Below are 18,324 nucleotides of genomic sequence, written 5' to 3' on the forward strand. Positions count from 1 at the left end.
AAGGCCGTTGGCCTTCCGTGGCTGCTCAAGATCGACGCTCAAGCAGGCCAGCCGCCAATTGTAGCAAAGCTGCGCTGTAGGCATTGACCGGCAGTTGCTTGGCGGCCTCGATTGCCCGTTGGGCCTCCGCGTGCGCACTGACCCGAGCCGCATCCAGGGCACCCGTTTGAAGAATGATGTCCCTGATGGCATCGAGGTGCGCCACGTCGCCCTGTTCGATGGCCTGACGCAGCAGCGCCTTCTGCGCCTCGGAGCCGGAACGCAGGGCGCAAATGATGGGCAGCGTGACCTTGCCTTCGCGCAGGTCATCCCCCAGGTTCTTGCCCAGTTCATCGGCACTGCCCTCGTAGTCGAGCACGTCATCGATGACCTGAAAGGCAGTGCCCAGGGCCTGCCCGTACTCCGCGCACAGGGCCTCGGTATGGGCATCCGTGCCCGCCAGGATGGGCGCCAAGCGGGCGCTGGCTTCGAACAGCTTGGCCGTTTTGGAGCGGATCACGCGCAGGTACGCGGCCTCGTCGATGGTGGCGTCGTGCATGTTCATGAGTTGAAGCACTTCGCCTTCGGCGATCACGTTGGTGGCGTCGGACAGCACCTGCATCACGCGCATGTCGTTGATGTCCACCATCATCTGAAAGGCGCGGGAGTAAAGAAAGTCACCCACCAGCACACTGGCGGCATTGCCAAACCGCTCGTTGGCGGTCTCGCGCCCCCGGCGCAAGGTGGACTCGTCCACCACGTCGTCGTGCAGCAGGGTCGCGGTGTGAATGAACTCCACGACGGCCGCCAGCGTGTGGCGCTGGGGGTTCTGGCTGTTGATCGCGCCGCTGACCAGCAGCAGCAAGGCCGGGCGCAAGCGCTTGCCGCCCGCCGAGATGATGTACTGGGCAACTTCCCGGACCAGCGGTACCTCGGTGGTCAGGCGTTCGCTGATGACTTGGTCCACCCGCTGCATGTCGGGCTGGATCAGCTCCAAGGGGCTGGCGGGGGAATTGATGGGGGTGGTCAAGGTGGAAACGCGGGATCGGTAGGGGGTGTCGGGCCGGGTTGGGATTATAGGAACGGTGCCCCAGGCCCTCTGAAAATGGCCGCGCCAGGGAGCCGCGAGGGCGGTAGCATGCCAGCCGCTTGCCGGTTTTCCGGGCACATGCTAAAATCTAGGGCTTGGTGGAATTGGGTCCGCCGAGCTTCCATTCGTGGAATTTTTAAAGAGGTTCATATGTACGCGGTCATAAAAACCGGTGGCAAACAGTATCGTGTTGCTGCTGGCGAAAAAATTAAAGTAGAACAGATTGCTGCGGATGTGGGCCAAGAGATCGTGTTTGACCAGGTACTCGCTGTCGGCAACGGCACCGATATCAAGGTTGGCACTCCCTTGGTTTCCGGCGCAACGGTCACGGTCACGGTGTTGGCCCACGGCAGGCACGACAAGGTCAGCATCTTCAAGATGCGCCGTCGCAAGCACTACCAGAAGCGCCAAGGGCACCGTCAGAATTTCACCGAACTGCAGATTGCTTCGATCGCAGCCTGAGGAGTAAGTCAACATGGCACAGAAAAAAGGCGGCGGCTCAACGCGAAACGGGCGCGATTCCAAGCCCAAGATGCTCGGCGTGAAGGCGTTTGGTGGCGAGCTGGTCAGTGCTGGCTCGATCATCGTGCGTCAGCGCGGTACCAAATTCCACCCCGGCATGAACGTGGGCGTGGGCAAGGACCACACCATTTTTGCAACGGTCGATGGCCACGTGAGCTTCGCCATCAAAGGCGCGCTGAACCGTCAGGTTGTCAGCATCACCCCTGTCTGAGCGGGCGTGCTCCCGTGCTGCAAGATTGAAAAATCGGTGCAGTGCGATGAGGCACATGTGATACGTTGAATGCAAAAGGCCCGCCCGTGCGGGCTTTTTGTTTGGCCCTTCTCTAGCAGTTCCTTCCTGGAAAGCATGTCATGAAATTTGTGGACGAAGCCACGATCGATGTCGCTGCGGGCGATGGCGGCAATGGCTGCGCATCTTTCCGGCATGAAAAATACAAAGAGTTCGGGGGGCCCGACGGCGGCGACGGTGGCCGTGGTGGCGATGTGTACGCCGTGGCGGACGCCAGCCTGAACACCCTGGTGGATTTCCGGTTCACCCGCCGCTTCGAAGCGCATCGCGGCGAACACGGCAAGGGTTCGGACATGTTTGGCGTCAAGGGCGACGACATCGTGCTCAAGATGCCGGTCGGCACCATCATCGCGGATGCGGAGACCGGCGAAGTGCTGTTCGAGTTGCTGCAGCCCGGTGAACAGGTGACGATCGCCAAGGGGGGCGATGGTGGCTTCGGCAACATGCACTACAAGAGCTCGACGAACCGCGCGCCGCGTCAGAAGACGCCCGGCTGGCCCGGCGAGAAGCGTAGCCTGAAGCTGGAGCTCAAGGTGCTGGCCGATGTGGGCTTGCTGGGCATGCCCAACGCGGGCAAGTCGACCTTGATCGCGGCCATCTCCAACGCGCGCCCCAAGATCGCCGACTACCCTTTCACCACTTTGCATCCCAATCTGGGTGTGGTCCGCGTCGGGCCGGAGAAGAGCTTCGTGGTGGCCGATGTACCCGGGCTGATCGAAGGGGCGTCGGAGGGCGCTGGCCTGGGACACCAGTTCCTGCGGCACCTGCAACGCACGCGCCTGCTGCTGCACATGCTGGATGTGGCGCCCTTCGATGAAGGGGTCGATCCTGTCGCGCAGGCCAAGGCCATCGTGGCGGAGTTGAAGAAATTCGATCAGAAGCTGTACGAGAAACCTCGTTGGCTTGTGCTCAATAAGCTGGACATGGTGCCCACCGAGGAGCGGGAGGCCCGGGTCAAGGACATCGTGAAACGCCTGAAATACAAGGGGCCCGTCTTCGAAATTTCAGCGCTTACCCGCGAGGGTTGCGAACTGCTGGTGCAGAAGATCTACCAGCACATCGCGCAGGTGCATCAGTCGATGCAAGCGCCTGTGGATGTGGATCCCCGTTTCGTGAATGGTCCGGACACCCTCTGATTTCGATTCTGCCCACCCATGGACACCGCCTCGACTTCTCCGCCTGTTGATTCAATGAATGTGCATGGCATGGCCCCGGCGGCCGTGTTCAAGACCGCTCGCCGCATCGTGGTCAAGGTGGGTTCCAGCTTGGTGACCAACGAGGGCCGCGGCCTTGACGAAGAAGCCATCGGGCAATGGAGTCAGCAATTGGCGGCCCTGGTGCAGCAGGGGCGTGAGGTCATCATGGTCAGCAGCGGCGCGGTGGCCGAAGGCATGAAACGCCTGGGCTGGACCGTGCGGCCCAAGGAGATCAACGAACTTCAAGCTGCGGCGGCCGTAGGGCAGATGGGCCTGGTGCAGATGTACGAGACCAAGCTGCGCGGTTGTGGCGTCGGCAGCGCGCAAGTGCTGTTGACGCACGCCGACCTCGCGGACCGTGAACGTTATCTCAATGCCCGCTCGACCCTGTTGACATTGCTCCAGCTGGGCGTGGTGCCGGTGATCAACGAGAACGACACCGTCGTCAACGACGAAATCAAGTTTGGCGACAACGACACACTGGGCGCGCTCGTGGCCAATCTGGTGGAGGCCGACGTGCTCGTGATCCTGACCGACCAGAAGGGCTTGTACACGGCCGATCCCCGGCGCGATCCTTCCGCTCAGTTTGTTCACGTGGCCCGCGCTGGCGATGCACGCCTGGAAGCCATGGCGGGCGGCGCGGGCAGCGGCATTGGCAAGGGCGGCATGATCACCAAGATACTGGCCGCCAAACGCGCCGCCGGTTCCGGGGCCTCCACGGTCATCGCCTGGGGCCGCGAGCCCGACGTGCTGTTGCGACTGACGGCGGGTGAAGCCATCGGCACCTGCCTCGTGGCCCAGACACCCAAGCACCAGGCGCGCAAGCGCTGGATTTCCGATCATTTGCAGTTGCGTGGCGCCGTCGTGGTGGACGATGGCGCGGTCGGCAAGATCGTGGGCGAAGGCAAGAGCCTGCTGCCTATCGGCATGACGGGCGTCGACGGCGAGTTCTCCCGAGGGGATGTGATCGCGGTGCGCGATGCGCGCGGGGCCGAAGTGGCGCGCGGATTGGCCAACTACGCGAGCAGCGAGGCCCGGCTCATCTGCCGCAAGTCATCGCAGGACTTCGAGCGTTTGCTGGGTTACGTGGCTGAACCCGAAATGATCCACCGCGACAACCTCGTCCTGGCGCGCGGCTAAGGCCAGCGCCCCCGGGCCCGCTCAGCGCGTTTCCGGGCGGCCGTGTTTGAGGGTGTGCAGGATTTTCTGCGCGCTGCCGTTGATGGTTCGGCCTTCGCAGATGCCCGCCCGTGCCAGCAACATGGCGGGGCGGGTGGGTCCGGAGAACGACAGCTCTTGCCATGCTTCCTTGGCGTTGACGTTCCAGCTGGACGCGTTGTTGTTCCAGCGTCCATAGGTCTTGACTTCGGCCGTCTGGCAACGCAGGCCCTGGTACAGCACATTGAGCGCCCCGCTGGAGCTGCGGGCGACCAGCACATAGCGCACCACACCGTCCTCGCCCACGCTCAAGGTCTTGGGGTCGATACCGTAGCTCAACGCCGTACCGGCTGAGACCTCGAAGGCCTGCAATTGGTCGATGCTGAAAGTGGGCGGCGGCTTGACCGCCGCTTCCTGCCACGCAGGGGCGTCCGGGTCGTCTCGCAATTGGGCCTGCAATGCAGGGCTGAAACCCAGAAACGAAATCAGGGCCGCTGCGACGGACAGGCATCGCGGCAACCGGTGGCGGGCAGAAGTCATTTGTGTTCGATGTGGGCAGAGCGGGAGCCGCTCTGCGGGTCGGGATCAAAACTGGCGCCCGGGGGCAGTTCCAGGCCCGGCGGTGGGGCCGACAGGGACGAGGATTCGGGACTTTCGTCGTGGCGGTGGCGGGAGCCACCGCGCAGGTAGCGGTTGCGGGTGTCGTTCTTGGGCAGGTAGCGCGAGAGTTCGGTGAGCGCCATTTCGTAGACGCCTCGTTTGAACTCCACGACCACGTCGAGCGGTACCCAGTAGTCGTGCCAGCGCCAGGCGTCGAACTCCGGATGGCTGGTCGCGCGCAGGTTCAGGTTCCAGTCCTGCGCCACGAGGCGCAGCAGGTACCAGATCTGTTTCTGCCCCTTGTAGTGGCCGCGTGCATCGCGGCGGATGAAGCGGTCCGGCACTTCGTAGCGCAACCAGTCGCGCGTGCGGGCGACGATGCTCACGTGCTCGGGCATGAGCCCGACTTCCTCGTGCAACTCGCGGTACATCGCCTGCTCAGGTGTCTCGCCTCTGTCGATGCCACCTTGCGGAAACTGCCAGGAGTGTGAGCGGATGCGCTTGCCCCAGAACACCTGGTTTCGCTGGTTGAGCAGAATGATGCCGACATTGGGCCTGAAGCCTTCTCTGTCAAGCATAATCAACCCCAAATTTTTAAACTGTGTTCATTATGCATCGCGGCATGCAAGTTGCGAAGTGATCACACACCTGTTGCATCTCCGGGCGCAGGTGGGCCGTCCAGATCGCCGGATGCGCCGTTCTCCCGGTTCCCACCTCCGATGTACCGCAACACTGCCTCGCGGCAGAACCCAGCTCGCCCATGAAAGCCTCCCAGTTCCTGATTTCCACCCTCAAGGAAGCCCCGGCCGACGCGGAAGTCGTCAGCCACCAGCTGATGACGCGCGCCGGCATGATCAAGAAGCTCGGCGCTGGCATCTACAGCTACATGCCCATGGGCTTGCGCGTGATCCACAAGGTGGAGGCCATCGTGCGCGAAGAAATGAACCGGGCAGGTTCGGTGGAGCTCACCATGCCGGTGATCCAGCCGGCGGAGTTCTGGCAGGAAACCGGGCGCTTTGACAAGATGGGGGCCGAGCTGCTGCGCATCAAGGACCGGCACGACCGAGATTTCGTGGTGCAACCCACCAGTGAGGAAGTGCGCACTGACATTGCGCGCCAGGATTTCCGCAGCTACAAGCAGTTGCCCAAGAACCTGTACCAGATCCAGACCAAGTTCCGTGATGAGCGGCGCCCGCGTTTCGGCCTCATGCGGGGCCGCGAATTCATCATGAAGGACGCCTACAGCTTCGACCGGGACGAGTCGACAGCCAAGCTGAGCTACCAGGTGATGGCCGCGGCCTACCGGCGCATCTTCGACCGGTTCGGCCTGCGCTACCGCGCCGTGGCGGCCGACAGCGGCGCCATCGGCGGCGATCTGAGCGAGGAATTCCAGGTGATCGCCGCGACCGGGGAAGACGCGATCGTCTACTGCCCGGCGAGCGACTACGCCGCCAACATGGAAAAGGCCGAGGCGCTGGCGCCGGCTGGACCGCGCCCCGCGGCAGCCAACCCCATGGTCAAGACGCCCACGCCCGGCAAGGCCACCTGCGCCGACGTGCGCACGCTGCTGGGCGTGCCTCTGGCCACCACGGTGAAATCGCTGGTGTTGCGCACCGACGAACTCGACGAGGCGGGCGAGGTCGCCAAGAGCCAGGTCTGGCTGTTGCTGCTGCGCGGCGACCACGACATGAACGAAGTCAAGGTCGGCGAAGGTGCCGGGGCTCAACGCCGGCTTCCGGTTCGCCACCGGCGCCGAGATCGATGCGCACTTCGGCTGCAAGCCAGGTTACCTGGGCCCGATCGGCCTGAAGAAGCCGGTGAATCTCGTGGTCGACCGCGAGGTGGCCGTGTTGGCGGACTGGATCTGCGGGGCCAACGAGCCGGACTTCCACATGACCGGTGTGAACTGGGGCCGCGACCTGCCCGAGCCGACCCTGGTGGCGGACCTGCGCAACGTGGTCGAAGGCGATGCCTCGCCCGACGGCCAGGGCGTGCTGGCGATCGAGCGTGGCATCGAGGTCGGCCACGTGTTCTACCTGGGCACGAAGTACAGCAAGGCCATGAACGCCACCTTCCTGGGCGAGGACGGCAAGCCCGCGCATTTCGAGATGGGCTGCTACGGCATCGGCATCACGCGCCTGCCGGCCGCGGCGATTGAGCAGAACCACGACGAACGCGGCATCATCTGGCCCGACGCGCTGGCGCCGTTCACGGTGGTGGTCTGCCCCATCGGCATGGACCGCAGCCCCGAGGTGAAGGTCGCCGCCGAACAGCTGTACAGCGAGCTGCTGGCGGCTGGCGTGGATGTGATCCTGGACGACCGGGGCGAGCGCCCCGGCGCCATGTTCGCGGACTGGGAGCTCATCGGTGTGCCGCACCGCGTCACCATCGGCGACCGCGGCCTCAAGGCCGGGCAGGTGGAATACCAGCACCGCCGCGATGCCGCCGCCACCCAGGTGGCGTTGGGCGAGGTGGTGGCGCTCCTGAAGGGCAAGCTGGGCGCATGAAGCCGCTGGTCTGGTCGCGCCGCGACTGCCTGCTGGCTGCCGGCGCGCTGGGCCTGGGCTCTCTGTCCCCGGTCGCGCACGCCGGTGGCCAACTGGAAGAGCCCCTGGCCGATTCGGTGCGCGGTGCCTTGAGCGCTGCGATCGCCAACAGCGCGCCGCCCGTGCCCGAGTTCACCGACCTGGAAAAACGCCTGGCCTATCTGCGCTGGCTGGGCGCTTCCAGCGACCGGCTGCAGCGCCGCAAGCCGGATTTCCAGACCCGCATCGAGTTCCTGCAGACCCTCTGGTACGAAACCCGGCGCGCGGGGCTGGACACCACCCTGGTGCTGGGGCTGGTGCAGGTCGAGAGCGCGTTCCGCAAGTTTGCCATTTCGCGCGTGGGCGCTCGGGGCTACATGCAGATCATGCCGTTCTGGTCGCGCCTGATCGGCGACGGCGATGCCAGCCGGCTCTTCAACATGCAGACCAACCTGCGGTTTGGCTGCGTGATCCTGCGCCACTACCTGGACCGCGAACGCGGTGACACCTTCCTGGCGCTCGGCCGCTACAACGGCAGCCGGGGCCGCGCCGAGTACCCGAACGCGGTCTATGCCGCGGCCAGGAACTGGGCCCACCCGGACGCCTGAGCGCGCCAGGCCGTTTACTGAAGAAAGCCGATGCGGCCTTTGCCCGCGCCCGCGCGAGGCAGATCTTCGGGTTCGATGCGATAGCGGTTGTCCAGCCGCGCATTGCCAAAGCCGGTGACGAGCGCGCGGCGCATCTCCCGCGGCGCGAGCGTCGCCAGCAAATCCAGCACGTCGTTGGCCGGTTCGGGGTCAAAACGCTGGCCCCAGTCGTGCTCCCCCAGAATTCCCCGGTAGAGGTGGGCCGCGATCTTGCGCGCGGCCTCGGGTGAGGGCGGCGAGATCTCGTACACGTTCATGCGGTTCATGATGGGCTCGGGGATGCCGCGCTCGTGGTTGGCCGTGGTGACCCAGATCACCTGGCTGGCGTCGATCGGCACTTCCGCGAACTCGTCGACGAAGCTCTGCGCCGTGTCGTGTTCCAGCAGGCTGTAGAGCGCACCCAGCGGGTCGTACTGCGCGTCCGCAGCCGCCTTGTCGATCTCGTCCACCACGATCACCGGGTTCGCGTACTGCCCATCCACCAGGGCCTCGAACACCTTGCCGGGCTTGGCGCCTTTCCATTGCGAGGACGAGCCCGAGAGCAGCCAGCCGGCCGTCATGGAACTCATGGGCACCAGGCTCATGCTCGTGCCGAGCAGGTCGGCGAGCTGGCGCGCGAAGTGGGTCTTGCCGACGCCGGGCGGGCCCAGCAGCAGGATGGGTGTGACTTCCAGGCTGTCGCGGCTGTCCTGGCTCAGCGCCACGTGGCGCTTCACATCGTCGAGCACTTCACCAAAATTGGGCAGCAGGTCGTAGAGCGGTGCCATGTCGGGCACGCCCGAGGGCTTGACCGCGAAGCGCTGGGGACCGCGCTCCAGCATGCGCTGCCAAGTGTTTCGAAGGCTTTCGTAGTCGCGTTCGTTGCCGCTGGCTTGCAGGTGGGCCAGCTTGCGCTCGACGTCGTCGGCGCTGAACACGCTGCGCATCTGGGCGATGGGCAGACCGAGGGAGGGTGAAGCGACCAGGCTGCGAGAGCTCATGCGATTCTCCTTGAGGTTCGGTGGCGATTTCATTCAAGCACACAACATGCCCGACCTCAATGCAGAAATGCCCGGCAAAGTCACCGCATTCCGAAAGATGGGCACGAGGTGTGCGAAATCGCGCACCAGAAACAACAAGGCCACCCGAAGGTGGCCCTGGCTGGCGCACGAGAGGAGAACGGGATCAGGCTTCGCCGTTGATGACCTGTTGCAGTTCGCCGGACTGGTACATCTCCATCATGATGTCCGAGCCGCCGATGAACTCACCCTTGACGTAGAGCTGCGGGATGGTGGGCCAGTTGCTGTATTCCTTGATGCCCTGGCGGATGCCGTCGTCTTCGAGCACGTTGACGGTGGTCAGCGTTTTCGTCTCGACGCCACAGGCCTTGAGGATCTGGATCGCACGGCCGGAGAAGCCGCACATGGGGAAGCTCGCGTTGCCCTTCATGAACAACACGATGTCGTGGGATTTGACCAGCTGGTCGATTCGGGTTTGCGCGTCGCTCATGGCTGAAAGTCCTTCTGCGGAAGGGTCTGGAGAGACCCGGAAACGGCTCACATTATCGCCGCTGCGGCCACTGGCCGCCGCTGCAGCGCTCAATGCCCGGGAGGTCGGCGCGGCTGCCGACCTGTGTGAAGCCGGCCGCCTGGAGCAGGCTGCGCACCGCTCCGGCCTGGTCGTGCCCATGCTCGAGCAGCAGCCAGCCTCCCGGGTTCAGGGCGGCGGGCGCGGTGGACACCAAGGCCCGGATGTCGTCCAGGCCGTCGGGGCCGGCGGTCAGCGCCGAGCCGGGCTCGTGGCCGAGCGCCGCCAGATGGGCGTCGCCTTCGGCGATGTAGGGCGGGTTGCTGGCGATCAGGTCGAAGTGCTGTGCCGGCACCGCGGTGAGCCAGTGCCCGAGGTGGAAATCCACCGCCAGGCCCAGCCGATCGGCGTTCGCACGGGCGACGGTCAGCGCATCGGGGCTGGCGTCCGTGGCCGAGACCACGGCGCCCGGGCGCTGGGCCTTGAGGGCCAGTGCGATGGCGCCGCTGCCGGTGCCCAGGTCGAGCACGCGGGCGGCTGCCGGCAGCGCATCCAGCACATCCAGCGCCCAGCTCACCAGGGTTTCGGTGTCGGGCCGTGGCACGAGCACGCGCGGGTCCACCTGGAGCGTGAGGCCGAAGAATTCCTGGTCGCCGCGCAGGTAGGCCATGGGCTCGCCGTGCCGGCGGCGTTGCACCAGGGCCGCGAGGCGGGCGGCCGCCTCGGCGTCCATCGCGTCGCCGTCGTGCGCCAGCAGCCAGGCGCGGTCGTGGGGGCTGCGCTGCAGGGCCAGCAGCAGCAGCATCTGCGCGTCGATCCGGTCCAGGCCGTCGCGCTGCAGGTGCGTCAGGGCTTCGCGCAGCGTGGTGGTCATGCGCCGTTGCGTTGTTCGAGCTCGGCCAGCAGCTCGGTGCCGCGCGCGACCTGCAGGGCGTGGATCACCTCGTCCAGATCACCTTCCATCACCTGCAGCACCTTGTACAGCGTGAGGTTGATGCGGTGGTCGGTCAGGCGGCCCTGCGGGAAGTTGTAGGTGCGGATGCGGTCGCTGCGGTCGCCGCTGCCGATCAGGCCCTTGCGCGTGGCGGCTTCGGCGGCTGCGCGCTCGCTGCGGTCTTTTTCCTGCAGGCGCGCCGTGAGCACCTGCAGCGCCTTGGCCTTGTTGCTGTGCTGCGATCGGCCGTCCTGGCATTCGGCGGTGATGCCGGTGGGCAGGTGGGTCACGCGCACGGCGGAGTCGGTCTTGTTGATGTGCTGGCCGCCCGCGCCACTGGCGCGGAAGGTGTCGATGCGCAACTCGCTCGGGTTGAGCTGCACCGCCTGGGTCTCGTCGGGTTCGGGCATCACCGCCACGGTGGCCGCACTGGTGTGGATGCGGCCCTGGGTCTCGGTGGCGGGCACGCGCTGCACCCGGTGGCCGCCGGACTCGAAACGCAGCCGCCCATAGGCTCCGGGGCCCGCGATGCGCAGCACCACTTCCTTGTAGCCGCCGAGCTCGCTGGGCGACTCGCTCACGGTCTCCACCTGCCAGCGCTGCTTTTCGGCGTAGCGCGTGTACAGGCGGGCGAGGTCGCCGGCGAACAGGGCCGACTCGTCGCCGCCGGTGCCGGCGCGGATCTCGACGAAGGCGTTGCGCTCGTCGTCCGGATCCTTGGGCAGCAAGAGTTGCTGCAAATCGATGTCCAGCTGCGCCAGGTCGGCCTCGGCACTCTGGATTTCCTCCTGCGCCATCTCGGCCATGTCAGGGTCGTCGAGCATTTCCCGCGCCGTCGCCAGGTCGGTCTCGCGTTGGAGATAGCGGTTGAACACCTCGACCACCGTGGAGGCCTCGGCGTGTTCGCGGCTCAGCGCGCGGAAGCGATCCATCTGGTCGACGACGTCGGGCGCGGACAGCAGCGCATCGAGCTCGTGCAGTCGGGCTCGCTGGCGCAGCAGGGTGTCACGGACGAAGGGTTTCATGGTGGGGCACGGAGACCCTGCACGCCGACACGGGCGCGGGCCCGCAACGCCGTGCGCGGGCCGGGTCAGCTAGTTTTGCGCGTTGCGCGGGGGTTTGAGCGGTTCGTCGCGCAGGAACAGCCGCGAAACGGTCTGCGCGGTGGCGGCACGTGTGGTGCTGTCACCGGTGTGCAGTTCGGCCAGGGTGCCGTGAAGCATTTTTTGCGTGAGGCCGCGCGAGAGCGCTTCCAGCACGGCTTCCACCGGCTCGCCCTTGGCCAGCAGGCGGCGGGCGCGCGCCATTTCCACGGCGCGCCATTCGTCGGCCTGGGCGTTGATCTGCTGGATCAGCGGCACCACGCCGTGGGCCGGGTCGCGCTGCTCCATCCAGTGCATGAAGCTGAGCACACCCGCGTCGATGATGGCCTCGGCCTGCGCCACGGCAGCCAGGCGGTGGTCCTTGCCGGTCTGCACCACGGTGGCGAGGTCGTCCACGGTGTAGAGGTAGACGTCGGGCAGGGCTTTGACCTCGGCCTCGATGTCGCGCGGCACCGCCAGATCGACCATGAACATGGGCCGGTGGCGGCGCTTCTTGAGCGCGCGTTCCACGGCGCCCAGGCCGATGATGGGCAGCGTGCTCGCGGTGCAGCTGATGACGGCGTCGAACTCGTGCAGGCGGTCGGGCACGTCGGCCAGCCGCATCACCTGCGCGCCGAAGCGGCTGGCGAGCTTCTCGCCGCGCTCCAGTGTGCGGTTGGCGATCGCCATGCCCTTGGGCGTCTTGGCCGCGAAGTGGGTGGCGGCCAGTTCGATCATCTCGCCCGCGCCGACGAACAGCACCTTGATGTCGCGCAGGTCTTCGAACAGCTGCGACGCCAGGCGCACCGCGGCGGCGGTCATGCTGATGGAGTGGGCGCCGATCTCGGTGGAACTGCGCACTTCCTTGGCGCACGGCGAACGAGCGCTGGAACAGCTGGTGCAGGGTGGTGCCCAGGGCGCCCGCGTCGCTGGCGGCGCGCACCGCGTCCTTCATCTGGCCGAGGATCTGGGCTTCGCCCAGCACCATGCTGTCCAGGCCGCTGGCGACGCGGAAGGCATGGCGCGCGGCCTGGTCGTCGCGCAGGATGTAGGCGTGGTCGCGCAGCACCTGGCCGCTCACGCCGCCGGTCTGCGCCAGCCAGTCCAGGGTGGGGTCCACCGCCGACTGGTCGCCCGCGCCGTACAGCTCGGTGCGGTTGCAGGTGGACAGCAGCGTGGCCTCGGGCTGGCGCGCCAGACTCTGGCGGTAGCCGTGCAAAGTGGGCTGGATCTGGTCGAGCGCAAACGCAAAACGGCCCCGCAGATCGAGCGGAGCCGTGTTGTGGTTGATGCCGAGGGCCCAGACAGACATGGGGTGATTATAAAATTGAACCCTTATGCACGCCGCCGCCCGCTTCGAATGACGCCTTTGGCCTTCCTCGGGCACATCGCCGGCTTCATCGCCCCTGCCGTTTTCATGGCCCTGGTCCTGTGGACGGTGCCCCGTTTCCGCCGCGCCGGCCGTGCGGCGCAGGGCGCCGGCCTGGAGGCCTTCATGCTGGTCGTGGCGGGTGTGGTGGTGCTGCTGGCGGGGCTGGTGTTCTTTGGCCGTGACGGCAAGATGGCCACCTACGCCGCCCTGGTGTTCGTTCAGGGCACGCTGGCCTGGTGGCTGCACCGCAAGCGCTGAGCGCTTCGCCTCAGCGCCCGGGCGCAAACAGGTCGATGCGGTCGGTGATGATGCCGTCCAAGCCCAGGTCCAGCAGCCGCTGCGCGGCCCATTCGTCGTTCACGGTGTAGGCCAGGGTGCGCAGGCCGCTTTCCCGGGCCTGGGCCACGGTGCTGCTGTCCCACAGGGCGTGGTTGCACACGGCCGCCACGCACCCCAAAGATTGCGCCATGTCCCGCCAGCCTTCCCGCAGGGTGTCGAGCAGCAGCCCGCGCGGCAGGTGGGGAGCGCTTTCCCGCGAGCCCTGCAGCGCGTCGGGCTGGAACGAGGTGAGGAAGGGCGCGCGCTCGGCGTTGCTGGCCCAGAGCCGCGCGGCCGCTTCCGCCACGGCGCGCCCCGCTGCGCAGCTCCGTGCCGGGGGTGGGTTTGATCTCGATGTTGAGCCAATGGCCCTGCGCCTGGCAGTGGCGGGCCACGGCTTCCAGGGCTGCCAGGGGCTCGCCCGCGAACGCGCGCGAGTGCCAGCCACCGGCATCGAGCTGGCTCAGCTCGCCCCAGGGGCGCTCACCGGCCACGCCGCTGCCGTTCGTGGTGCGCTCCAGGGTCGCGTCGTGCAGCAGGAAGACCACGCCATCGGCGCTGAGCTTGGCGTCGCATTCGTACATGCGGTAGCCGTGCGAGGCCCCGAGGCGGAAGGCGGCGAGGGTGTTTTCGGGCGCCAGCCTGCCGGCGCCGCGGTGGGCGACCCAGCGCGGGTAGGGCCAGTGGCCCGGCTGCTCTCTCCCACTCATTGCCGCTGGCCGGTCTCGGCGTTGAACCAGTGCAGGCGGTCCTCGCGCGGCTGGGCATGGATGGTGCTGCCGATGGCCGGGGCACCCTGGTCCTCGTGGGTGCGGATGATCAGCATCTCGTCGCCCAGGCGGGCGTGCACCAGGCGCTCGGCGCCCAGCAACTCCACCGTTTCCACCTGCAGCGCCCAGCCACTGTCACCCACGTCCAGGTGCTCGGGGCGGATGCCCAGGATGCTGCCGGGGCGCCCACCGGGCGCGTGTTTCAGCAGGTTCATGGGCGGCGAGCCGATGAAGCTGGCGACGAAGGTCGTGGCCGGGCGCGAATAGACCTCTTCGGGCGTACCGAACTGCTCCATGTTGCCCGCGTTCATCACGATCATGCGTTCGGCCAGCGTCATCGCTTCGACCTGGTCGTGCGTGACGAACAGCGAGGTGATGCCCAGTTCGCGGTGCAGCTTCTGGATTTCCAGCCGGGTCTGGGCGCGCAGCTTGGCGTCCAGGTTGGAGAGCGGCTCGTCGAACAGGAAGACCTGTGGCTGGCGCACGATGGCGCGGCCCATCGCCACGCGCTGGCGCTGGCCGCCCGAGAGCTCGCGCGGCTTGCGCTCAAGCAGGTGGCCGAGTTCGAGGATCTTGGCGGCCTTGTCCACACGGGCGCGGATCTCTTCCTTGGGCACCTTGGCGATCTTCAGGCCGTAGGCCATGTTGTCGAAGTTCGTCATGTGCGGGTAGAGCGCGTAGTTCTGGAACACCATGGCGATGTCGCGCTGGGCCGGTTCCAGGTTGTTGACGACGCGGTCGCCGATGCGAAGTTCACCACCGGAGATTTCCTCCAGGCCCGCGACCATGCGCAGCAGCGTGGACTTGCCGCAGCCCGACGGCCCGACGATGACGACGAACTCGCCATCCTGGATCTCGGCGTTCACCCCGTGGATGACCTGATTGGCCTTGGGGCCGATGCCGTAGCGCTTGACGATGTTGCGAAGTGAGAGAGAAGCCATGGCGTTGTTGTGATCGTGTTGTTGTCGGTTGCCGGGTTACTTTTCGGTGTCCACCAGTCCCTTGACGAACCAGCGCTGCATGAAGATCACCACGAGCGCGGGCGGCAGCATGGCCAGCAGCGCGGTCGCCATCACGATGTTCCACTCGTTGCCGGCGTCGCCGCCCGCGATCATGCGCTTGATGCCGATCACCACCGGGTACATCTCTTCCGAGGTGGTGACGAGCAACGGCCACAGGTACTGGTTCCAGCCGTAGATGAACTGGATCACGAACAGCGCGGCGATCGAGGTGCGCGACAAGGGCACCAGGATGTCCTTGAAGAAACGCATCGGGCCTGCGCCATCCACGCGCGCGGCTTCCACCAGTTCGTCTGGCACCGTGAGGAAGAACTGCCGGAACAGGAAGGTGGCGGTGGCGGAGGCGATGAGGGGGACGGTCAGGCCCGCGTAGGTGTTGAGCATGCCCAGGTCGGATACCACCTGGTAGGTCGGGCCGATGCGCACTTCCACGGGCAGCATCAGCGTGATGAAGATCAGCCAGAAGCAGATGCCCTTGAACGGGAAGCGGAAGTAGACGATGGCGAAGGCCGACAGCAGCGAGATGGCGATCTTGCCGAAGGTGATGACGAGCGCCGTGACCAGGCTTACCCACATCATGCGCGCCACCGGCGCGCTGGAGCCCGGGCCGCTGCCGCCGCCGAACAGGGTGTCGCGGTAGGTCTGCCAGAAGTTGCTGCCGGGCAGCAAAGGCATGGGGGCTTGCACGATGTCCTGCGCGGTGTGGGTGGACGCCACGAACGCCAGGTACAGCGGGAAGCCGACGATGAGCACGCCCAGCACCAGGATCAGGTGCGACAGCAGCGTCAGATAGGGACTGCGTTCAACCATGTCAGTACTGCACTTTCTTCTCGACGTAGCGGAACTGGATCACCGTGAGCACGATGACGATCACCATCAGCACCACCGACTGCGCGGCCGAGCCGCCCATGTCCATGGCCTTGAAGCCGTCGTGGTAGACCTTGTAGACCAGGATCGCGGTGTCGCGGCCCGGGCCGCCTTGCGTGGTCGCGTCCACGATGGCGAAGGTGTCGAAGAAGGCGTACACCACGTTGATCACCAGCAGGAAGAAGGTGGTGGGTGACAGCAGCGGGAACTGGATGCTCCAGAACCGGCGCCAGGGGCCCGCGCCGTCGATGGCGGCGGCCTCGATCAGCGACTTGGGGATCGACTGCAGCCCTGCGAGGAAGAACAGGAAGTTGTAGGAGATCTGCTTCCACACCGCCGCGATCACGATCAGCGTCATCGCGTGGTCGGAATTGAGCATGTGGTTCCAGTTGAAGCCCGACTGGCGCAGCATGTAGGCCACCACGCCGAGCGACGGCGAAAACATGAACATCCAGAGCACGCCAGCCACCGCCGGGGCCACGGCATAGGGCAGCAGCAGCGCGGTCTTGTAGGCCAGCGCGCCTTTGATGATGCGGTCGGCGAAGATCGCCAGCACCAGCGAAATGGCGATGCCGAAACCCGCGACCAGCACCGAGAAGAAGGCCGTGGTCTTGAACGAGGCCAGGTAGCTCGGGTCTTCGAAGAGGTTTCTGAAGTTCTCGAAGCCCACCCACTCCTTGGAAAAGCCGAACGAATCCTGCACCTGGAACGATTGCACCAGGGCCTGACCTGCCGGCCAGAAGAAGAAGATGCTGATGATGGCCAGCTGGGGCGCCAGCAACACCCAGGGCAACCACGCAGAGCGAAAGAGCACGCGCTTTTCCATGTCCAGTCTTTCTCAGTCTTTCAAAAAGACAACCCGCCGCTGTGCAAACCGCGGGGGTCTGCAGAGTGGCGGGCTATCGATGCCGACCAAAGGACTGGCAGGCATCGTCAGGCTTCGGGCCAGAATTTACTTGTTGGCGCGGGCGAAACGCACGAGCTGCTCGTTGCCTCGTGTCACGGCGGTGTCCAGCGCTTCCTTGGGCGACTTCTTGCCGGCCCAGATCTGCTCGGTTTCCTCGTCGATGATGGTGCGGATCTGCACGAAGTTGCCCAGGCGGATGCCGCGCGACTTGTCGGTGGCCTTGCGGATCATCTGCGTCACGGCCACGTCGGTGCCCGGGTTCTTTTCATAGAAGCCGGATGCCTCAGTCAGCTTGTAGGCCGCGGTGGTCACCGGCAGGTAACCGGTGCGCTGGTGGCTGGCGGCCTGCACCCGGGTGTCGTTCAGGAAGTTCAGAAAATCGGCCACGCCCTTGTATTCGGCGGGCTTCTTGCCGGCCATCACCCACAGGCTGGCGCCGCCGATGGCGGTGTTCTGGGGCGCGCCCTTGACATCGGCGTAGTAGGGCAGGGCGGAGATGCCGTAGGCGAACTTGGCGTCCTTGGACACGCGGGCATACAGGCCCGACGAGCCCGTGATCATGGCGCACTCGCCCGAGGGGAAGGAGGCGTCGGGCGCGTTGCCTCGACCCTTGTAGACAAAGCTGCCTTCCTTGGAAGCCTTGGCGAGGTTCTCGAAGTGGCGCACGTGCAGCGGCGTGTTGATCATCAGCTGTGCGTCGTTGCCGTCAAAACCGTTGTTCTTGGAGGCGAACAGGGTGTTGTGCCAGAGCGAGAAGCTCTCCAGCTGCGTCCAGCTGATCCAGCTGGTGGTGAACGGGCAGGCGTGGCCGCTGGCTTTGAGCTTGGAGGCGGCGGCGAACACTTCGGGCCAGGTCTTGGGCGCTTTTTCGGGGTCCAGGCCGGCCTTCTTGAAGGCGTCCTTGTTGTAATAGAAGATGGTGGTCGAGCTGTTGAGCGGGTAGCTCAGCATCTGGCCGTTGGGGGCGGTGTAGTAGCCGGCCACGGCCGACACGTACTGCGTCGGGTCGAACTTGAAGCCGCCGTCGTTGAGCACCTTGGCGGCGGGCACGATGGCGCCCTTGCTGGCCATCATGGTCGCGGTACCGACCTCGAACACCTGCAGGATGTGTGGCGCATTGCCCGCGCGGAAGGCGGCAATGGCGCCCGTCATGGACTCGTCGTACGTGCCCTTGTACGTGGGCACGACCTTGTACTGGCTCTGGCTGGCGTTGTACTGCTTGGCCAGGTCATTCACCCACTCGCCAAGCGCTGCGCTCATCGAGTGCCACCACTGGATCTCGGTCGGCGCCTGGGCGTGGACCGGGCCGCTCATCAGGGCGGCGAGCGCCAGGGCGCCGGTCATGGGAAGAAAACGCTTGTGCATGGGTGTTGCTCCTTGGGATGGATGGTCGGAAACCGGTGGGGGTAGGGTAGGGCTCCGATATGTCAAAACGATTGCACATGCGTTTCCCAGGTGTGACAACAGGGGTTTCCACAGGGGGGGTGGGTGAATGTTGCGCTGCGGTACCATCCTGGGTTCTTTACTGTCATGCTGGCGACTG

17 protein-coding genes and 3 pseudogenes are annotated in these 18,324 nt (G+C 65.8%); 7 read left to right on the top strand and 13 right to left on the bottom strand.

All coding sequences use genetic code 11. The features are described 5' to 3' along the window. Positions 1-25: 25 nt before the first annotated feature. Complete coding sequence (locus ACFJI0_RS02905; protein ID WP_382325896.1) at positions 26-955, bottom strand: polyprenyl synthetase family protein; 930 nt, start codon at positions 953-955, stop codon at positions 26-28. Between the two features lie 264 nt (positions 956-1,219). Here ACFJI0_RS02905 and rplU point away from each other — a divergent pair, with 264 nt between their 5' ends. The 4 genes from rplU to proB all read left to right on the top strand — a co-directional run bounded on the left by rplU (position 1,220) and on the right by proB (position 4,216). Further along, positions 1,220-1,531 (top strand): 50S ribosomal protein L21, encoded by a 312-nt coding sequence (rplU, locus tag ACFJI0_RS02910; protein ID WP_382161335.1) that lies wholly within the window; start codon positions 1,220-1,222, stop codon positions 1,529-1,531. Between the two features lie 13 nt (positions 1,532-1,544). Further along, complete coding sequence (gene rpmA / locus ACFJI0_RS02915; RefSeq protein WP_297397423.1) at positions 1,545-1,802, top strand: 50S ribosomal protein L27; 258 nt, start codon at positions 1,545-1,547, stop codon at positions 1,800-1,802. Between the two features lie 140 nt (positions 1,803-1,942). After that, positions 1,943-3,016 carry an Obg family GTPase CgtA gene (cgtA, locus tag ACFJI0_RS02920; protein WP_382323376.1) on the top strand — a complete coding sequence of 358 codons (1,074 nt, stop codon included), beginning with the start codon at positions 1,943-1,945 and terminating at the stop codon, positions 3,014-3,016. Between the two features lie 69 nt (positions 3,017-3,085). Beyond that, positions 3,086-4,216: a glutamate 5-kinase gene (gene proB / locus ACFJI0_RS02925; protein ID WP_382325898.1), complete on the top strand. Its 1,131-nt coding sequence runs from the start codon at positions 3,086-3,088 to the stop codon at positions 4,214-4,216. A gap of 21 nt (positions 4,217-4,237) precedes the next feature. Here the strand turns inward: proB and ACFJI0_RS02930 are convergent, their stop codons facing one another. Beyond that, positions 4,238-4,774: a CNP1-like family protein gene (locus tag ACFJI0_RS02930; protein WP_382323377.1), complete on the bottom strand. Its 537-nt coding sequence runs from the start codon at positions 4,772-4,774 to the stop codon at positions 4,238-4,240. Continuing rightward, complete coding sequence (locus tag ACFJI0_RS02935; protein ID WP_291114902.1) at positions 4,771-5,412, bottom strand: RNA pyrophosphohydrolase; 642 nt, start codon at positions 5,410-5,412, stop codon at positions 4,771-4,773. The genes ACFJI0_RS02930 and ACFJI0_RS02935 overlap by 4 nt, the downstream gene beginning before the upstream one ends. A 182-nt stretch (positions 5,413-5,594) precedes the next feature. Here ACFJI0_RS02935 and ACFJI0_RS02940 point away from each other — a divergent pair. Continuing rightward, positions 5,595-7,341 (top strand): annotated as a pseudogene (locus ACFJI0_RS02940) (proline--tRNA ligase). Continuing rightward, positions 7,338-7,967, top strand: coding sequence for a lytic transglycosylase domain-containing protein (locus ACFJI0_RS02945; RefSeq protein ID WP_382161318.1), 630 nt, complete (start codon positions 7,338-7,340; stop codon positions 7,965-7,967). Before ACFJI0_RS02940 ends, ACFJI0_RS02945 begins: the two are co-directional and overlap by 4 nt. A gap of 14 nt (positions 7,968-7,981) precedes the next feature. Here the strand turns inward: ACFJI0_RS02945 and ACFJI0_RS02950 are convergent, their stop codons facing one another. The 5 genes and pseudogenes from ACFJI0_RS02950 to hemA form a co-directional block, all read right to left on the bottom strand. Then, positions 7,982-8,986, bottom strand: coding sequence for an AAA family ATPase (locus ACFJI0_RS02950; protein ID WP_382323378.1), 1,005 nt, complete (start codon positions 8,984-8,986; stop codon positions 7,982-7,984). Positions 8,987-9,170: 184 nt separating this feature from the next. Next, complete coding sequence (gene grxD / locus ACFJI0_RS02955) at positions 9,171-9,494, bottom strand: Grx4 family monothiol glutaredoxin (protein ID WP_291114910.1); 324 nt, start codon at positions 9,492-9,494, stop codon at positions 9,171-9,173. Between the two features lie 52 nt (positions 9,495-9,546). Then, the gene (prmC, locus tag ACFJI0_RS02960; RefSeq protein WP_382323379.1) at positions 9,547-10,386 is read right to left on the bottom strand and encodes a peptide chain release factor N(5)-glutamine methyltransferase; all 840 of its coding nucleotides are present in this window, start codon (positions 10,384-10,386) and stop codon (positions 9,547-9,549) included. Then, positions 10,383-11,471 carry a peptide chain release factor 1 gene (prfA, locus tag ACFJI0_RS02965; protein ID WP_382323380.1) on the bottom strand — a complete coding sequence of 363 codons (1,089 nt, stop codon included), beginning with the start codon at positions 11,469-11,471 and terminating at the stop codon, positions 10,383-10,385. Before prfA ends, prmC begins: the two co-directional genes overlap by 4 nt. A gap of 69 nt (positions 11,472-11,540) precedes the next feature. Beyond that, positions 11,541-12,840: pseudogene (gene hemA / locus ACFJI0_RS02970) on the bottom strand (glutamyl-tRNA reductase). A 48-nt stretch (positions 12,841-12,888) separates the two neighbouring features. On the opposite strand from hemA, the gene ACFJI0_RS02975 reads away from it, so the two are divergent. Next, positions 12,889-13,158 carry a hypothetical protein gene (locus tag ACFJI0_RS02975; protein WP_291114918.1) on the top strand — a complete coding sequence of 90 codons (270 nt, stop codon included), beginning with the start codon at positions 12,889-12,891 and terminating at the stop codon, positions 13,156-13,158. A gap of 10 nt (positions 13,159-13,168) precedes the next feature. On the opposite strand, the pseudogene ugpQ reads toward ACFJI0_RS02975, so the two are convergent. The 5 genes and pseudogenes from ugpQ to ugpB all read right to left on the bottom strand — a co-directional run bounded on the left by ugpQ (position 13,169) and on the right by ugpB (position 18,146). Continuing rightward, positions 13,169-13,928, bottom strand: a pseudogene (gene ugpQ, locus ACFJI0_RS02980) (glycerophosphodiester phosphodiesterase). Beyond that, positions 13,925-14,929, bottom strand: coding sequence for a sn-glycerol-3-phosphate ABC transporter ATP-binding protein UgpC (gene ugpC, locus ACFJI0_RS02985; protein WP_382323381.1), 1,005 nt, complete (start codon positions 14,927-14,929; stop codon positions 13,925-13,927). Before ugpC ends, ugpQ begins: the two are co-directional and overlap by 4 nt. 36 nt (positions 14,930-14,965) lie before the next feature. Further along, entirely contained in the window at positions 14,966-15,817 is an 852-nt protein-coding gene (gene ugpE / locus ACFJI0_RS02990) for a sn-glycerol-3-phosphate ABC transporter permease UgpE (protein WP_291114924.1), read from the bottom strand. 1 nt (position 15,818) lies between these two features. Next, positions 15,819-16,700 (bottom strand): sn-glycerol-3-phosphate ABC transporter permease UgpA, encoded by an 882-nt coding sequence (gene ugpA, locus ACFJI0_RS02995; RefSeq protein ID WP_382323382.1) that lies wholly within the window; start codon positions 16,698-16,700, stop codon positions 15,819-15,821. Positions 16,701-16,826: 126 nt separating this feature from the next. Beyond that, on the bottom strand, positions 16,827-18,146 hold the full coding sequence (ugpB, locus tag ACFJI0_RS03000; protein ID WP_382323383.1) for a sn-glycerol-3-phosphate ABC transporter substrate-binding protein UgpB: 1,320 nt from the start codon (positions 18,144-18,146) through the stop codon (positions 16,827-16,829). Positions 18,147-18,324: the final 178 nt, after the last annotated feature.

The organism is Hydrogenophaga sp. UC242_53 (assembly GCF_042696965.1).
Taxonomy (GTDB): domain Bacteria; phylum Pseudomonadota; class Gammaproteobacteria; order Burkholderiales; family Burkholderiaceae_C; genus Hydrogenophaga.

What these genes read in the sequence shown, in the direction of transcription:
- ugpB (WP_382323383.1), bottom strand. Translation starts at nt 18,146, where the DNA reads ATGCACAAGCGTTTTCTTCCCATGACCGGCGCCCTGGCGCTCGCCGCC.
- rplU (WP_382161335.1), top strand. Translation starts at nt 1,220, where the DNA reads ATGTACGCGGTCATAAAAACCGGTGGCAAACAGTATCGTGTTGCTGCT.
- proB (WP_382325898.1), top strand. Translation starts at nt 3,086, where the DNA reads ATGGCCCCGGCGGCCGTGTTCAAGACCGCTCGCCGCATCGTGGTCAAG.
- prmC (WP_382323379.1), bottom strand. Translation starts at nt 10,386, where the DNA reads ATGACCACCACGCTGCGCGAAGCCCTGACGCACCTGCAGCGCGACGGC.
- ACFJI0_RS02975 (WP_291114918.1), top strand. Translation starts at nt 12,889, where the DNA reads ATGACGCCTTTGGCCTTCCTCGGGCACATCGCCGGCTTCATCGCCCCT.
- ACFJI0_RS02945 (WP_382161318.1), top strand. Translation starts at nt 7,338, where the DNA reads ATGAAGCCGCTGGTCTGGTCGCGCCGCGACTGCCTGCTGGCTGCCGGC.
- ACFJI0_RS02935 (WP_291114902.1), bottom strand. Translation starts at nt 5,412, where the DNA reads ATGCTTGACAGAGAAGGCTTCAGGCCCAATGTCGGCATCATTCTGCTC.
- ACFJI0_RS02930 (WP_382323377.1), bottom strand. Translation starts at nt 4,774, where the DNA reads ATGACTTCTGCCCGCCACCGGTTGCCGCGATGCCTGTCCGTCGCAGCG.
- rpmA (WP_297397423.1), top strand. Translation starts at nt 1,545, where the DNA reads ATGGCACAGAAAAAAGGCGGCGGCTCAACGCGAAACGGGCGCGATTCC.
- prfA (WP_382323380.1), bottom strand. Translation starts at nt 11,471, where the DNA reads ATGAAACCCTTCGTCCGTGACACCCTGCTGCGCCAGCGAGCCCGACTG.
- cgtA (WP_382323376.1), top strand. Translation starts at nt 1,943, where the DNA reads ATGAAATTTGTGGACGAAGCCACGATCGATGTCGCTGCGGGCGATGGC.
- ACFJI0_RS02905 (WP_382325896.1), bottom strand. Translation starts at nt 955, where the DNA reads ATGCAGCGGGTGGACCAAGTCATCAGCGAACGCCTGACCACCGAGGTA.
- ACFJI0_RS02950 (WP_382323378.1), bottom strand. Translation starts at nt 8,986, where the DNA reads ATGAGCTCTCGCAGCCTGGTCGCTTCACCCTCCCTCGGTCTGCCCATC.
- ugpC (WP_382323381.1), bottom strand. Translation starts at nt 14,929, where the DNA reads ATGGCTTCTCTCTCACTTCGCAACATCGTCAAGCGCTACGGCATCGGC.
- ugpE (WP_291114924.1), bottom strand. Translation starts at nt 15,817, where the DNA reads ATGGTTGAACGCAGTCCCTATCTGACGCTGCTGTCGCACCTGATCCTG.
- ugpA (WP_382323382.1), bottom strand. Translation starts at nt 16,700, where the DNA reads ATGGAAAAGCGCGTGCTCTTTCGCTCTGCGTGGTTGCCCTGGGTGTTG.
- grxD (WP_291114910.1), bottom strand. Translation starts at nt 9,494, where the DNA reads ATGAGCGACGCGCAAACCCGAATCGACCAGCTGGTCAAATCCCACGAC.